The 14,405-nt window shown below is 63.8% G+C and carries 14 protein-coding genes; 4 read left to right on the forward strand and 10 right to left on the reverse strand.

Annotated elements, in window-relative coordinates; all coding sequences use genetic code 11:
• Nucleotides 1-60: 60 nt before the first annotated feature.
• From J4G38_RS13720 to J4G38_RS13765, 10 genes are all read right to left on the reverse strand, one after another.
• Nucleotides 61-783: a DUF4184 family protein gene (locus J4G38_RS13720; RefSeq protein ID WP_210517333.1), complete on the reverse strand. Its 723-nt coding sequence runs from the start codon at nucleotides 781-783 to the stop codon at nucleotides 61-63.
• A gap of 400 nt (nucleotides 784-1,183) precedes the next feature.
• The gene (locus J4G38_RS13725) at nucleotides 1,184-1,570 is read right to left on the reverse strand and encodes a glycosyltransferase family 2 protein (protein WP_210517328.1); all 387 of its coding nucleotides are present in this window, start codon (nucleotides 1,568-1,570) and stop codon (nucleotides 1,184-1,186) included.
• 50 nt (nucleotides 1,571-1,620) lie between these two features.
• Nucleotides 1,621-2,694, reverse strand: coding sequence for a hypothetical protein (locus tag J4G38_RS13730; protein ID WP_210517325.1), 1,074 nt, complete (start codon nucleotides 2,692-2,694; stop codon nucleotides 1,621-1,623).
• A 110-nt stretch (nucleotides 2,695-2,804) separates the two neighbouring features.
• Nucleotides 2,805-2,975, reverse strand: a complete 171-nt coding sequence (locus J4G38_RS13735; protein ID WP_210517323.1) for a hypothetical protein — start codon at nucleotides 2,973-2,975, stop codon at nucleotides 2,805-2,807.
• A 63-nt stretch (nucleotides 2,976-3,038) separates the two neighbouring features.
• On the reverse strand, nucleotides 3,039-3,572 hold the full coding sequence (locus J4G38_RS13740; RefSeq protein ID WP_210517321.1) for a TolC family protein: 534 nt from the start codon (nucleotides 3,570-3,572) through the stop codon (nucleotides 3,039-3,041).
• The gene (locus J4G38_RS13745) at nucleotides 3,572-4,738 is read right to left on the reverse strand and encodes a sugar transferase (RefSeq protein WP_317198202.1); all 1,167 of its coding nucleotides are present in this window, start codon (nucleotides 4,736-4,738) and stop codon (nucleotides 3,572-3,574) included. Before J4G38_RS13745 ends, J4G38_RS13740 begins: the two co-directional genes overlap by 1 nt.
• 27 nt (nucleotides 4,739-4,765) lie before the next feature.
• Nucleotides 4,766-5,104, reverse strand: a complete 339-nt coding sequence (locus J4G38_RS13750) for a response regulator transcription factor (protein WP_210517692.1) — start codon at nucleotides 5,102-5,104, stop codon at nucleotides 4,766-4,768.
• An 88-nt stretch (nucleotides 5,105-5,192) separates the two neighbouring features.
• Complete coding sequence (locus J4G38_RS13755) at nucleotides 5,193-6,374, reverse strand: glycosyltransferase family 4 protein (protein ID WP_210517318.1); 1,182 nt, start codon at nucleotides 6,372-6,374, stop codon at nucleotides 5,193-5,195.
• A 41-nt stretch (nucleotides 6,375-6,415) separates the two neighbouring features.
• A complete protein-coding gene (locus J4G38_RS13760; RefSeq protein ID WP_210517316.1) occupies nucleotides 6,416-7,633 on the reverse strand; it encodes a glycosyltransferase in 1,218 nt (405 codons plus the stop codon).
• A 4-nt stretch (nucleotides 7,634-7,637) separates the two neighbouring features.
• The gene (locus J4G38_RS13765) at nucleotides 7,638-8,063 is read right to left on the reverse strand and encodes an Hpt domain-containing protein (protein ID WP_210517314.1); all 426 of its coding nucleotides are present in this window, start codon (nucleotides 8,061-8,063) and stop codon (nucleotides 7,638-7,640) included.
• 695 nt (nucleotides 8,064-8,758) lie between these two features.
• On the opposite strand from J4G38_RS13765, the gene J4G38_RS13770 reads away from it, so the two are divergent.
• The 4 genes from J4G38_RS13770 to J4G38_RS13785 are packed head-to-tail and all read left to right on the forward strand — an operon-like array spanning nucleotide 8,759 to nucleotide 14,363.
• Nucleotides 8,759-11,227 carry a nucleoside/nucleotide kinase family protein gene (locus J4G38_RS13770; RefSeq protein ID WP_210517312.1) on the forward strand — a complete coding sequence of 823 codons (2,469 nt, stop codon included), beginning with the start codon at nucleotides 8,759-8,761 and terminating at the stop codon, nucleotides 11,225-11,227.
• Between the two features lie 9 nt (nucleotides 11,228-11,236).
• On the forward strand, nucleotides 11,237-11,965 hold the full coding sequence (locus J4G38_RS13775) for an acyltransferase (RefSeq protein WP_210517310.1): 729 nt from the start codon (nucleotides 11,237-11,239) through the stop codon (nucleotides 11,963-11,965).
• Nucleotides 11,962-13,212 (forward strand): glycosyltransferase family 4 protein, encoded by a 1,251-nt coding sequence (locus J4G38_RS13780; RefSeq protein ID WP_210517308.1) that lies wholly within the window; start codon nucleotides 11,962-11,964, stop codon nucleotides 13,210-13,212. Before J4G38_RS13775 ends, J4G38_RS13780 begins: the two co-directional genes overlap by 4 nt.
• Nucleotides 13,209-14,363, forward strand: coding sequence for a glycosyltransferase family 4 protein (locus tag J4G38_RS13785; RefSeq protein ID WP_210517306.1), 1,155 nt, complete (start codon nucleotides 13,209-13,211; stop codon nucleotides 14,361-14,363). The genes J4G38_RS13780 and J4G38_RS13785 overlap by 4 nt, the downstream gene beginning before the upstream one ends.
• Nucleotides 14,364-14,405 lie beyond the last annotated feature (42 nt).

Below are 14,405 nucleotides of genomic sequence, written 5' to 3' on the forward strand. Positions count from 1 at the left end.
CGGCAGTAAACCGGCCGGGGCTGTCAGGCTACCCGGCACCGCTCGGGCGGGCAGTTTGGCTTAGGCGGGAATACCCGGAAGCCGCCACCACCCCCAGCATGGCCGCTGACAGCGCGGTAACGAGCGTTTCAAAATCGTCGAGGGCAAACCTGGCCAGCACAGGCGCACCAGCAGCAGCGTGAGGGCCGTGCTGCTGGCCAGCCGCCAGTAGCGCCCAATGGCCCCGGCCGGCGCGGCGGCCACCGCCGTTTGGGGCAGCCGCCACACAAACCGCAGCAGCAGCCCGGCCCCGAGGGTGGAAGTCAAGACCGCCAGCACCACGAACACCGCCGGGGCAAACGGCCCGATGGGCAGGCGCGCTTTCAGCCACGGAAAATGCGGCACCAGCTGGCCTTGGCGGTGCGTGAAGCTGTCCCAGACAAGGTGCGTTGCGGCCCCGGTGATGATGCTCAGCACCACCACCCCGTAGTGCCGGCGGAAGTACCGGCCCCATTCCACGCCCCGAAACCGCGCCAGCCGCTGCCGCAGGAACCGGGGCAGGTGCGCAATCAGTGGGTCGCGCACCACCCAATGAAACAGAAACGCCAGCCCCAGCGAAACGGGGCAGCTGAAATACAGAATACTGGCCCAGGTATGGCTGTGCCGATTGTGCAATCCCAGCCGCAGAAACTTTTCAAAATCGGGGGCAATGCTGCCGATAATCAGCCCCGTAGCCGAAAACCAGGTTTTGCGGTTGCGCAGCAGCGGCAGCACCGCCGCCACATGAAACAAGGTAAAAGGCATCGGCAGGAGGGAAAGCAGAACGACAAGGCAAAGAACAGTCCTTCAGCTTAAACTCGTTGCCGCAGCGCGGGGCTGGTGGCTGGCTCGGCCGCCACCGGCCCCGCGCTGCGGTGGGCTGCATCCAGCGCCTCCAGCACGGCTGCGTCCGCACTCACCTCAACCTTGCGGGCCCAGAGCTTGGGCGAGGCCAGCAAGGCCAGCAAGGCCGGCAGGTCGGCGCGGGGGAGGGTGCCGGGCTGGGACCGCCGCCCGCCCAGTCGATGTAGCGCAGGTTGTCGTTGACGATGGTGGGGCGGAGCGGCGAATTATACAGAATGGTGTGAATCAGAGACTCGTCGGAGCCCCACGTGAGGCGGGCAAAGCGGCGCCGACGCGGCTGGCAAAGCTGCCGTTTTGCGGTTCAGCCGGGCTTGCGGCCGGGCTGGCTTGGGTAAGAATTACGCCCATTAGGTTGGTTGGGAATGGAGGAATAGCGAAGGGCAACCAGCGGTTCCAGCAGGTCGGGGGCCACTTCGGTGTCGTTGTTGAGGAAGAAAACGTACTCGCCCCGGGCCGCCGCCACGCCCAGATTATTGCCGCCTGCGGAGCCCCGGTTTTCTTTGGAACGAATAAGCCGCACCTCGGGAAACTGCGCGGCAATGGGCGCTGGGTCTTCGGTGGGCGAGCCGTTATCGACCACAATTACCTCGTAGTTGGGGTAGGTCAGCAACCGCAGCGAGGCCAGCATCTCGCAGGTGATGCCGGGATGGTTGTAGTTGACGGTGATGATGGAAACGAGGGGCTGCATGAGCAGGGATTGAGGAGGGGATTTTTGGGGGGAAGCATGACGGCCTTTTTTCAGCCAGTTGCGGAAATAATCAGGGCCGTGCTGTCGTAGCGGGCCACGCCGCAGAGCACGATTTCGACCGGCGCGGCGGTGGCGGCGCGGATATCGGCCACGGCCTGCTGGTCGGTGGGCTGCCAGGCGCGGCTGGCCCTGAGTGTGAGCAGCACCGGCTGGAGCTGCGGCAGCAGGGTGACGGGGTAAGTGGCTTCGAGCAAAGCCGGCAACTCGATGAGCACCAGCCGGGCCTGCGCGGCGCGGTGCCGGGTCAGCTCGTCGAGCGTGGTGCGGTGCCGGGTGGCGGCATCGGCGTCGTAAAACATCGCATCGGCGCTGGCCGAAATGCCGGTGCTGCCCGCCGGGTACAGGGCCAGCGTGGGCAGGCCGATATCGTTGCCGCGTTGGGCCAGGGCCTGCACCAGCGTGGTTTTGCCCTCCTGGCGCAGGGGGCTCACCACGCCCACCACGTAGGGCCGGGCGGTGGCGTCGGCGCTCACTCTGCGCAGCACCTGCCGCGCCAGATGCTCAACGCTGCGTTGGTGGTAGCCGTTGGTATCATACTTTTTGGGGTCGATGGCCGGCAGCAGGCCCAGCACCGGCAGGCCGGTTTGCTGCTGCGCCACCGAGGGCATCCGCAGCGATTTATCCAGCAACCCCATCCCCAGCAGCGTGGCCGCCACGAAGAAAAAGCCGCCAAACGCCCCGCCCGCTACCAGCACCAGGCGCTTGCCGCCCCTGGCCTGCGAGGGCAGAAACGGCGGCGCTACGATTTTGAGGTTGGTGGTCAGCTCGTTGTTTTGCTGCGAGGCCTTGCTGTCGTTGAGGCTGGTGAGCAGCGCGAAATAGGTTTTCTGGGTCAGGTCGATTTCCCGCTCGATGCGCTTGAGCATGGCCCCGAGGGGCGCCATTTTGTGGTATTCTGCCATAAACTCGCCCTTGCGGCGGCCCATCACCTCCAGCTTGACCTTGTTTTCGGTGGCTTCCAGCATGTTTTTCACCCATTCATCGAGCAGGCCCTTGCTGGGAATGCCGTCCACCGAACTGAGCTGGGCATAATGGTCGTTGAGCGTGGTGCGGATGGCCAGCACGGTTTCGGCGGCCAGCGTGGGGCCGGTGAGCTGCTAGAGCAGCGCGACCGGCAGCAAAACCCGCATCCGCGCGAGCGAAGCCCAGTTCAACAGCATGGGGTCCAGCTCTTTCAGTTGCAGGCGGCCTGCTCCCTGGTTTCCCGCGATTTTATGAGTGACAGCAGGTTGTCGAAGGCGTTGCTGGTCCGGAAATAGTCGCTCTCCGAGTTGCCCGTGAGCGAGTAGCCCGAGGCAATGCCCGTGTAAATGGTGGTTTCCGAAGCGTAGGATTTAAGCAGCATTTCGCCGGCTTTGAATTGCTTCTCGGCCAGCTGGTAATTTACCTGGGCATTATAGTAGGATTGTTAACTCATAGACAGTGTATTATAGTTGAGTAGCACGGTCTGGTACAGGTCGATGATAGACTGGCGCAGGCGGTCTTCCTGGGCCTGCCGCAAGTGCTCCAGCTTCTGGTATTGCAACTGCTGCCGGTTGATTTGGTTGCGCCGGTTTAGGAGCCGGTCCAGCGGCAGGTTCAGGTTGATGGCCGTGGAATAGTGCGTTTGCGACGAGGTGGTGCCGGCGTTGGGCAGCAGCCTTTGGTCGGCCACCGTCACGCTGGCAATGTTGCCATAGCCGAAGTTGTTCGAGAGCAGAATGCTGCTCAGAATGGCCTTGCGGGCCATTTGCAGGTCTTCGTGCGTAATGTCCTTATCGGTTTTGACGGCCTCCAGCGCGGCCGAGTGCTGCACGGCCGCTGCCGCCAGCAGCGGCAGCGCCACCGCAGGAGCCTCGAAAAAGATGGCCTGCCAGGCCTCCGGTAGCGGTGCGGCGGCCTGGCCCCGGCCCGGCAGCGCATGCCCCAGCAGGCCCAGCAACAGCAGCACGAGGTGCTTCATTATACGTTCTCCTTTTGAAACAGCGCCGGGATGGTGCGCAGCAGGATTTTCAGGCATTTCCGCAGCGAGTGCTGCTGGGCGTACTCATTATCAAGGGCTTTGCGCTCGTCTTCCGACATGTCGCCGCCCTTGCCGCGCTTCATCACCTGCCACAATCCGGTGATGCCCGCCGGCGCAATAAACCGGGCCGCAAACTGGTCCGTCATCAGCTTCTCCGCCTCATACAACGGCAGCGGGCGGTTGCCCACAATGGCCATGTCGCCGCGCAGCACATTCCAGAGCTGTGGCAGTTCGTCGATGCTGGTGTTTCGGATAAAATGTCCCGCACGGGTGATGCGCGCGTCATTGGCAATTTTTACGAACGCCGCGCCGCCCTGTGCCTTTTTATCGAGCCAGTACTGCTTCTCGCAAACCTCCGCGCCCTTTTCATCGAAGAGCAGGCTTTGGCACCGGCCCGTGCCTCCGAGCGCGCAGGTCGCGCACAGCCCCGCCACCACGGCCGGCGCGGCGGTGGGGGGCGTCGCGTACTGGTTCAGCTTTTTCATCGAGGCCAGGAGCTTGTCGGCGTCGGGCCGCATCGAGCGAAACTTCCAGAATTTGAATACCTTATAGCCAGTGCCCACCCGGTACGAGAAGTAAAAAACCGGCCCCCTGGATTCGAGCCGCACCAGCGCGGCCACCACCAGCAGCAGTGGCGACAGCAGCACCAACGCCGCCGTGGCGCACACGATGTCGAAGACCCGCTTGCCCGGCGTTTTGCGGAACGTGTACTGGCTCGCCGCTTCGGGCGCGGCGGGCCGGTTCACGAAGTAAATGCGCGCCAGCAGCTCCTTGCGGGCCATATGCTGGGGCAATACGTCCGCGATGCCCAGCAGCAGCGCCTGGGCGGCTGGGGTCAGCTCGGCGTTGGCCAGCCAGAAAACCGGGCACTCCACGGCCAGCTCCTTTTTCAGCATCCGCATCAGTTCCAGGCCCAGCCGGGAGGTGAGGGGCGCGGCGTCGATGATGGCCTCAAAAGCGCGTTCGGGCCGCTGGCACAGGGCCACCATCCGGGCGGCACTGTCGATGTGCAGCACCGCCAGGTCATCGGCGTAGGTCTGCTGGAACCGGGCCGCTTCCGCAGCATCGGCCGAGAGGTAAACGACGGTCTTTTTGGCCTTTTTCATCGTTGTGGGAGCTGCTTAAAAAGGAGCTTAAAAACTGAGCTTGCGCATCATGTTTTTCAGGCACAGGTCCAACTCCTCCGGGTCGAAAGGCTTCACCATATAGTCGTCGGCGCCGTGGCGCAGGCGCTGGATTTTGCTGCTGCTTTCTTCCTTGCCCGAGAGCATGATGAGGGGCGTATGGCGGTGCAAGACGCTGGTGCGCAACGGCTTGATGGAGGCCGGGCCGTTCATGACGGGCATTTCGTAGTCGGCCACAATGGCGTCCACGTCATTGCCGTCGTCCAGCCACCGCATCGCCTCCTGGCCGTTGGGCTGCGGTGCCACCAGGTACTCATCCTCAAAGTAGCGCTTCAGAATGAGTTGAATAGTAGGCTCGTCTCGACTGCCAGTAAGATTTTTTCCATGCGTTTAGAGATTTAAAAAAATCGAGTATCGGTCAGTCTGCCAGCGGCTTTCAATTGTATTCGACGGTTAGATTGAATACCGGGCGAAGGTTCTGGTTCTGGGGTACCAGCGTGCTGCTTGGCACCTGCTGGAGGTAGAGCTGCTCGACTTGCCGGGTCATGGCCTCGGCGGTGAAGCCGGCTTGGATGGTTTGGTAGGCGCGTGCGCCCAGCGAGCGGCGCAGCTCCTGGCTGGCTGCCAGCTGCTGGATGGCGGCGGCCAGCTTTGCGGGGTCTTTGATGGGCACGAGGAGCCCGTTGAGGCCGTGCTCAATGATTTCCTTGGTGGCTTCGATGTTACTGGCAATGACCGGCTTGCCCATGGCCATGGCTTCCAGAATGCCAATGGGCATGCCTTCCCAGAGCGAGGGTAGGCAGAAGATGTCCAGCGCCTGCAGTACGTCGGGAATGTCCTGGCGGAAGTCGGTGAAAATGACCTTGGCTTCAATGCCCAGCTGCCGGGCCAGCTGCTGCGCATCGGCCTTCAAATCGCCATTGCCCACCACCAAAAACTTCACGTTGAGCCCCGCCGGCAGGGCCGCCACGGCCCGCAGCATGGTGAAAGGGTCCTTCTGGGCCGTCATGCGGGCGATGTAGCCCACCAGCACCACGTCGGCGGCAATGTCCAGCTCGGCCCGCACGTTGTAGGTGTGCAGGCTGGGGTTGAAGCGTTGCAGGTTGATGCCGTTTTTGATGACCACGGCGCGGCTCATCTTGCTGAATTTCAGACCGTCGCGCCGGTTGCTTTCGGATACACAGATGGTGGCTCCCGCCTGCGCCATCAGCAGCTTTTCGGCCAATTGGTTGGCTTTGCGGGCCAGGGGTGCCTGGTCGAGGTGAAAGGACCAGCCGTGCACCGTGTAGATGATGGGCAGGCCCAGCTGCCGGGCTGCCCAGAACATGTTGGAGTGGGCCCGCGTGCCGTGGGCGTGCACAATGTCAATCTGCTCATCGCGCAGCAGCCGTTTCACCCGCTGCCAGGTGGTGATGTTGAAGGGGCGCTCGGTGTGGATGACGTGGGTTTTGACGCCCATCGCCATCAGCCGGTCAATCATGGGGCCGGGCGTGAACGACAGCACAACGGGCTCGAACCGCGTTTTGTCCAGGGCCTGCACCAGGTCCAGGACGTGCGTTTCACCGCCCCCAATCTGCCCTTGGCGGATGGTTTCTAAAACTCTGATTTTGCGCGGCATAGAATAGGGGAGGGGGATAAATAGCGTTATGAAAGGGCTAATTAGTGGGCTAAAACCAGCCGCGCCGCCGGGGCTTGACTGACGGCCCGCACGGCGGCGTAGAGCTTGGCCACGCTGGCCGCCCAGGTGTGGCTTTGGGCCAGGGCCACGCCGCGGGCGGCGCGCTCGGGGTCGGGCGCCACCAGTACCTGGGCCAGCTGGGCCAGCCATTCGTACTGGTTGCCGGCGAGGTAGGCGTAGTCCGCAAATACTTCCATGGTGCGGGTGCGGGTGGCCACCACGGGCCGGCCCATGGCCAGGTACTCGTCGATTTTGAGCGGGTAATTGCCCTGCGTCACGTCGTTGACGGCCTGCGGATTGATGCATACATCGAAATGCTGCACGTAGGCCGGCAGCTGCGCGGGCGTTTTGTTGCCCAGAAAATGCACATTGGGCAGCCCGTGAAGGGCACTTTGCCGGAAATCCGCATCTTCGGGGCCCACCAGCACGAGGTGGTAGTCGGGGCGCTTGCGGGCCAGCATGAGCAGCAATCCCAGGTCGAGCCGCACAGTGGTGAGGAACCCGGTGTAGCCGATGCGCGGCATCGGCACGGCGGCCAGGTCGGCGGGCACTTCGTGCGGAGTTTCGGCCTGATAAAGGGCCAATACGCAGCCCTGGCCAATGTCGTGGCTGTGCGGGTTTGCCTGCCGGGCGTAGTCGGTCAGGGAGGCCGAATTGGCCACCACGTCGGCCTGCTGCAACAGCAGCGCCTCCGCCCGAGGCCCGTGCCGCCGGAAATACGGCACCGTCACCATGTAATCGCGCAGGTAATAAATGAATTTGCGGGGCTTGAGCAGCCGCTTCAATTCGGTACCCGGGAAGATGAGGCCGTCCTGCAACAGGTAGGGTGCACCGAAGCCCAGGGTGCGGGCGGCTTTTCGAATACTGCGCGCCAGCAGCCACGCATTCAGCTTATTAAATACCGCAAACAGGCGGGGCGAAGTCAGCAGGTTGATGGACAGCGCCAGGCAACCGGGCGTGCACAGCCACACGTTGGGCTCGACGTAGGTGAGCCCTTGCGCCCAGCCCAGCAGCACCCGGAAGCGCTGGCGCACCTCCGGCCGCCGAAACCCCGCCACCAATGTGCTAACGTCCAATGGCAGGTTGACGTACAGCACCCGGTTGTGCTTGGCAAACTCCCGCGCCAGGTTGCGGGCGTTGGTACCCGGCTTCAGGTCCCAGTCCTGCTGGCACAGCATAATAATGTTTTGCTGTTCCATCGGGTCAGGCTGCCAGGCTCAGCTCCTGTTCAAAAAGCCGGACCACCACCTCGGTCGTGGTGGCCACCACCTGCAGAATAGCCAGCAGCTCCAGCTTGTCGCGGTGCTGAAAGGCAATGTTTTCCATCTCTTTCAAGAGGCCGGCACTGGGCTCAATGCGCAGGTTGCCGAAGGTGGATTTCAGGCTGTGGGCCTGGTGGGCAATGGTCACCCAGTCCTCTACTTCGATGGTGGCTTTGAGCTGCGCAATCTGCACAGGCACCTGGTCGATGAACATCTGCTGCATCTCCCGCACGAACCCGGCATCTTTGGCCAGCTTGCCCAGGCCGGAAAAATCGTATGGCGGCCGCGCCGCCAGAGGCACTATCTCCGCGGCGATGAGGTGCCCAATGTTCACGGGAGCGGTTTGGGAGTAGGCCTGGGGTTGCATGTTCGTTTGTAGTTGTGAGGGCTGATATATCGGGAGATAAGTACTTGTGGGCGGGCCGCCGAAACATGCCGCAGGCTGAAGCAACGGGCCTGTGCTGCCGGCCCTAAGGCCAACCGGGTGCCAAAAGAAGAATATTTTTTAACTTCTTGGTAATCAACAACTAAATCAGAATTTTGAACCCCGCTTGCTCCACCGTATAGAGTAAGCATCCAGCATCTGGAGCCAGAGCAATTGGCTCACTGGCTTCCGGTACCACCCATTTTGGTTTTGCTCCCGGCTGGCCCATTCACATGGGCAGATGGAGCACGGACTTTGTAGTCCGCTTCCCCGACGGAAACCCGCACGAGCGGTACGGGGATGCGGACTACCGATATGTCGCCCTGCTGGGGCTCACCCGCATCCTCCGCAACGTGGGTTAGCTATAAGCTGCCGACCGGTAAAAAGCCGCCGCTATCCGGGTGCTCCCTACTCTGCTTTGAGGCGTTCCACCAACTACTTCACGAAGCCCGCCATCGTCAGCCAGGCCTCTCACGTCCTGCTATGTTGCAATAGAAGAGAGGCAGACTACCACTCCAGATGCTGGAAACCCAATCCACCGGGTGGAGTAGTGGCCAATAATAATATTGCTAATGCATTGACTTTCAAAATAATAAAAACCGCATGTTCTTTGGCACCCGATTAGCCTTGGGGCCGGCATGACTAATTCGCTATCCGCTGCCGCCCACATTACTGACCCAGCCGATTTGCCCGCTCTGCTGGGCCGCCTGGGCTACGCTCCGGTAACCACTGGCGGGGTGCGCCTGCGGGGCTGCCACAACCCCGACGGCAGCCTGCGCTGGCTGTGGCCGACTACCCTGCGGCAGCCCCTGTTCCTGGAGCTGTACAATGCGGCGTCGCCCAGGGCGGAGCTGTTTAGTGCCTTCGTGCGGCTGGTGTTTTTCTGCCGGTTGCAGGGCGTGTTTTTCCGGCGGTTGCCGGGGAGCTTTGCCCCCACGGGCCAGCAAGTGTGGCCCCGGGCCGATTTTGCCTTGTTTACCGGCACGCCCGGCCCCAACCGCAAGGCGGTGTGCTGCTACGTGCTGGCCCCCGGCCAGCTGGTGTTTGCCAAGCTGCCGCTGGGCCCCGTCGCGGCCGAAAAAGTGCAGGCCGAAGCCACCACGCTACGCGACCTGAACCAGCGCGGCTTCACCGAGTTCGACCTGCCCCGCGTGCTCGATTACGAGCCCGGCCACCTGCTGCAAAGCAGCGTGAAGGTGCCCGGTGCCCGGCGCGCCACCCGCTTCGGCCCGGCCCACGCCAGCTGCCTCAATGAGCTGCTGGCCGCCACCAGCACGCGGCAGCCCCTGGCCGCCAGCAACTGCTGGGAAAGCATCACCGAGCAAGTGGCCGAATTGCAGGAGCTGGACGAAACGCGGGTGCCCTTCGGCCTGCGCACCAAGCTGCAACACCTGCTCGCAACCCTCGACCCCAACCAGGAAATTTCGGTCGGCTTTGCCCACGGCGACTTCACGCCCTGGAACTGCTGGCTGGGACCCGAAAAGCTGGCCATCTACGACCTGGAACTGGCCCTGCCCGAAGCCTCGCTGCTCTACGACCTGTTTCACTTCGAAGTGCAGCAGGCCCTGCTCACCACGCGCCGGTCGGCGGTCGATATCCGGACGCAGGCGCTGGCCACGGCCCAGGAGCACTTCACAACGGTGCCGGCGGCCGAGCTGGCCGTGGCCTGGCAGCTCTATCTGCTGCACCAGGTGGCTACCGGCGCGCTGCTCTACCACGCCCAGACGGCCTGGCACCCGCAGGTAACCTGGCTGCTGAATGGCTGGAATGCCCTGCTCACCCTGGAACTGGCTCCCGCGATGGAGCACCGCCAGCTGGCCATTTTCGACCTGCTCGACTACGTACAATTGCTGGCCCAGCCCGGCGTGGTGCTCAAGCCCCGCGCCGCCAACGCCTACTATCCCGCCCCCACTTCGGACCTCGACCTGCTGCTGGACGAAGCTGACGTGACGGCCGGCGTCCACTTCCTGCGCTATTACCCGCTGGCGCAATCGGCGGTGCTGCGGCCGGCCGCGCACATGCAGTCCGTCGATTGCCTGTTTCAGGACGGCTCGCTGCTGTCCGTCGACCTGCTGCACCAGCTGGAGCGCACGGATTTGCGCCTGCTCGATGCCGGGGCCGTGCTAAACCAGGCCGAGCGGGCGGTGGCCGGCGTGCCCGTGCCCGCGCTGCTCGATGATTTTGTGTATACCTGGCTATTTTACTGGCTCAATCAGAGTAACCTGCCGCTGAGCCATTTGCGGCACTTTCAGCAGCTGCCCACCGCGAAGCAAGCCGAGCTGCTGGCCCACCTCACCACCGCCTATGGCCTCACCTTCCACAGCCTGGCCGAGGCCAGCGTGTACATACCGGCCAAAGCCGAGCACCTGGCCTATACCCTGCGCCAGGTCCCGGCCAATGGCCAGCTCGACCGCTGGGCCCGCGGCCTGCGCTACCTGCTGAGCACGGCGGCCGAGTTTGGCCGGCCGGGCGGCCTCGTCATCACCTTCAGCGGGGTCGATGGCGCGGGCAAATCCACGGTGATTGAGCACGTGAAGGAGCGGCTTGAAAAGAAGTGGCGCAAGCGCGTGGTGGTCATCCGCCACCGGCCGTCGGTGCTGCCCATCATCAGCGCCTGGAAGTATGGCAAGCGGGGTGCCGAGGCGCGCAGCGTGCAGAACCTGCCCCGCCAAGGGCAGAACTACAGCCTGGGCTCGTCGCTGGCCCGCTTCGCTTACTATTATGTGGATTATGTTTTTGGTCAGGCAGTTATATGGCTAAAACACACCCGGCGCGGCCATGTCGTGCTCTATGACCGGTACTATTTCGACTTCATCAATGACGGCCGGCGCAGCAACATCGACCTGCCCGTCCGCCTCACCCAGGCGCTGTATGCCTTCGTCAACAAGCCCCGGCTCAACTTCTTCCTCTACGCCGACCCGCAGGAGATTTTGCGCCGCAAGCAGGAGCTCTCGGCCAGCACCATTACCCAGCTCACGCAGCAGTACAAAACGCTGTTTAGGCAGCTCGGGGCCCGCTACCGTTACTCGCGCTACGTGCCCATCGAAAACCAGGACCTGGACACCACGCTGGCCCTGATTGGCCAATACATCCAGCAGGAAATCTAACCGGAAATCATGAAATCTATCCTCGAAAAATGGGTGCGCCGGCGCAACCCGCACTTTGCCCTGCACCCCAGCGTGAGCCCCGGCGTGCTGCTGGGCTTCGGCGCCCAAACGGCCCTGAGCCTGCTGCGCGGCGGCCGGCTGTGGCTGCGGGGCCGGGCCTCGGGCGGGGCCATGCTGGGCCAGGGCGTCCGGTTTCAATACCTGAGCCTCATTCGCTTTGGGAAGTGGCTGAAAACGGGCGACCAGGTGCGTTTCAGCGGCCTCGGCACCGAGGGGCTGACGATGGGCGACAACGTGAGCATTGGCGCTTTCAGCCAGGTTATTGTCTCGACTTCGCTGAGCGAGCCGGGCCGGTTTATCCGGCTGGGCAGCCGGGTGGGCATCGGCGAATTTGCCTACCTGGGCGGCGGCGGCGGCCTGAGCATCGGCGATGATTGCATCATCGGCCAGTATTTCAGCTGCCACCCCGAAAACCACCTGCATGGTGATTTCGAGGCTCCCATTCGTCTGCAAGGCGTGGTGCGCAAGGGCATCAGCATCGGGGCTAACTGCTGGATTGGCAGCAAAGTAACCGTGCTCGACGGCGTGAGTATCGGCGAGGGCTGCGTGGTGGCGGCGGGAGCCGTGGTCACGCGCTCAATTCCGGCAGGCTGCGTGGTGGCGGGCGTGCCGGCCCGCATCATCGCCTACCGCGAACCAGCCGAAACAGCCGAAGAATTAGTCAAAGAATTCGCATGAAAACAGTGTTAATCACCGCCTACGCCGTCAATCCCTACAAAGGCTCGGAAGACGGCATGGGCTGGAATTTCATCCTCCAGGCCGCCCGCTTCCAGAAGGTGGTGGCCGTGACGCGCCGCAACAACGGTCCGCACATCGTGCGCTACCTGGCCGAAAACCCCGCCGTGGCCGCCCAGGCGGCCCGCGTCGAGTTTCTTTACTTCGACCTGCCGGCCTGGACGCGCTGGTGGAAAAAAGGCCCGTTGCTCTCGCTCATCTACTTCTACATGTGGCAGTTGGGCCTGGCCCTGTGGCTGCGCGCCCGCCGCCCGGCCGTGGATTTGGTCCACAACCTGAACTTCCACAACGACTGGACGCCCAGCTTCCTCTGGCTGCTGGGCCGGCCGCTGGTCTGGGGTCCCATCGGGCACCACCCGCCCATCCCGGCCAGCCATTTGGCCCGCTACGGGACGGTAGCTTTCTGCAAAGACCGCCTCATTGGCAGCCTGAAGCACTTTTTCTGGAGCCTCGACCCTTTTTTGTGGGTGACGCGCCGCGCTGCCCGCCGCGTGCTGTGCATGAACTCGGCCGCCGGCCGCCGCCTGGGGCGCCCCGCTGCTGACTTTGAAATCGTGCCCTCGGTGGCTGTCGACCTGCCGGCTGCGCCGCCTGAACTGACGGCAGAAACAACCATCAAACCCGGCTTCACGGCCATGATTGCGGCCCGCATGGTGCCGCTCAAGGGGTTCGATATGGTCATCCTGGCCTTCGCCAAATTCTACCACGCCCTGCCCGCGGCGGCCCGGGTCGATGCCCGGCTGCTGCTTATCGGCAGCGGCCCGGAGGAAGGCCGCTTGAAAGAATGGATAGCTGCTAGCAACCTCACCAACTGCACCATAATCCGGCCCTGGCTGGCCCGCGAGGAGCTGCTCACGCTGTATAGTCAGGCGTCGGTGTTCTTCTTTCCCTCGCACGAGGGAGCCGGCATGGTGGTGGCCGAGGCCATGAGCTACGGCGTGCCCGTGCTCTGCTACCAGAACGACGGCCCCGGCGAGCTCACCCCGGCCGCCTCCATCCTCAAAGTCCCTTACCGCTCCTTCGAGGCCAATGTCGGGGACTTTGCCGCGCAGCTCATGCGCCTGCACAATTCACCCACGCTGCAAGCGGCCGAGGCAGCGCTGGCCCGCCGCCACGTCGCGCAGCATCACACCTGGGAGCGGCGCGGCCACCAGCTCCACCGCGTGTACCAACAAATTCTGGCCGCATGAAAAAGCCGCATATTCTCGCCGTTCACCTGCTCAACGACCGCAGCGGGAGCCCGCTGGTACTGCGCCAGTCGCTCGAAGTGCTGGCCGATGCCGGCTACGCCATCGACCTGCTCACGGCCACGCCCGGCGCGCCGGGTTTCCTCAGCGACCTGCCCGGCGTGACCACCCACGCACTGGCCTACCACTGGTCGGCCAGTGCGTGGCGCACGCTGCTCAACTTTGTGCTGATACAATTGCTCTTGTTCTGGAAGGTGCTGAAGATGACCACCGCCGACAGCACCGTGTATGTGAATACCCTGCTGCCGGCCGGGGCGGCGCTGGCGGCCCGCTGCCGGGGCGCGCGGGTGGTGTACCACCTGCACGAGGTGTCGCTGCGGCCGGCGCTACTGCGACGGGTGCTGTGCGCGGTGGCCAGCCGCACGGCGCACCAGGTGCTGTACGTGTCGGAGCATGTGCGCACGGCGCTGGCGCTGCCGGTGGCCCGGCAGGCGGTCGTGTACAATTCCCTGGCCCCCGCTTTCATGGCCACCGCCAGCCGGACGCCCTTGCCGCGCCGCAGCCCCGAGCCTTTCGTGGTGCTCATGGCCTGCTCGTTGCGCGATTACAAGGGTGTTCCCGAATTCATTGCCCTGGCCCGCACCATGCCCGAGCTGCTGTTTGAGCTGGTGCTGAACGCCACGCCCGCCGCCGTGGCCCGCTACCAGGACAAGGTAGCCGTGCCGAACAACCTCACGCTTTTTCCAGCGGCGCACGATATGCACCCACACTACCACCGCGCTGCCGTGGTCGTGAACCTCTCGCGGCCCGACGAATGGGTCGAAACCTTCGGCATGACCGTTCTGGAGGCCATGAGCTACGGCCGGCCCGTGATTGTGCCCCCCGTGGGCGGCGTGGCCGAAGTGAACGTGCACACCCATACCGGTTTTGCCATCAATGGCCGCAACCTGCCGGCCTTGCAGCAGGCCCTTGGGCTGCTGGCCAACAACAGCGCCTGCTACGTCCGCATGGCCACCGCCGCCCGGCAGCGGGCCGCCGCCTTCGCCCCGGGCTGCTTTGCCGGGCAGGTGCTCGCCACGTTCCGGGCCGGGCAGCCCGTGGCCGCGCACTTGCCGCTGGTGCCCGTGGCGCTGGGCGAGTTGGCAGAAGCCTGACCGCCGCCGCACTACCCCGACTACTCATTGCCAAAAGCAAGT

It is taken from the genome of Hymenobacter terricola (assembly GCF_017921975.2).
Taxonomy (GTDB): Bacteria; Bacteroidota; Bacteroidia; order Cytophagales; family Hymenobacteraceae; genus Hymenobacter; species Hymenobacter terricola.

What these genes read in the sequence shown, in the direction of transcription:
- J4G38_RS13755 (WP_210517318.1), bottom strand. Translation starts at nt 6,374, where the DNA reads ATGCCGCGCAAAATCAGAGTTTTAGAAACCATCCGCCAAGGGCAGATT.
- J4G38_RS13725 (WP_210517328.1), bottom strand. Translation starts at nt 1,570, where the DNA reads ATGCAGCCCCTCGTTTCCATCATCACCGTCAACTACAACCATCCCGGC.
- J4G38_RS13745 (WP_317198202.1), bottom strand. Translation starts at nt 4,738, where the DNA reads ATGAAAAAGGCCAAAAAGACCGTCGTTTACCTCTCGGCCGATGCTGCG.
- J4G38_RS13760 (WP_210517316.1), bottom strand. Translation starts at nt 7,633, where the DNA reads ATGGAACAGCAAAACATTATTATGCTGTGCCAGCAGGACTGGGACCTG.
- J4G38_RS13780 (WP_210517308.1), top strand. Translation starts at nt 11,962, where the DNA reads ATGAAAACAGTGTTAATCACCGCCTACGCCGTCAATCCCTACAAAGGC.
- J4G38_RS13775 (WP_210517310.1), top strand. Translation starts at nt 11,237, where the DNA reads ATGAAATCTATCCTCGAAAAATGGGTGCGCCGGCGCAACCCGCACTTT.
- J4G38_RS13770 (WP_210517312.1), top strand. Translation starts at nt 8,759, where the DNA reads ATGACTAATTCGCTATCCGCTGCCGCCCACATTACTGACCCAGCCGAT.
- J4G38_RS13785 (WP_210517306.1), top strand. Translation starts at nt 13,209, where the DNA reads ATGAAAAAGCCGCATATTCTCGCCGTTCACCTGCTCAACGACCGCAGC.
- J4G38_RS13740 (WP_210517321.1), bottom strand. Translation starts at nt 3,572, where the DNA reads ATGAAGCACCTCGTGCTGCTGTTGCTGGGCCTGCTGGGGCATGCGCTG.
- J4G38_RS13735 (WP_210517323.1), bottom strand. Translation starts at nt 2,975, where the DNA reads ATGCTGCTTAAATCCTACGCTTCGGAAACCACCATTTACACGGGCATT.
- J4G38_RS13720 (WP_210517333.1), bottom strand. Translation starts at nt 783, where the DNA reads ATGCCTTTTACCTTGTTTCATGTGGCGGCGGTGCTGCCGCTGCTGCGC.
- J4G38_RS13765 (WP_210517314.1), bottom strand. Translation starts at nt 8,063, where the DNA reads ATGCAACCCCAGGCCTACTCCCAAACCGCTCCCGTGAACATTGGGCAC.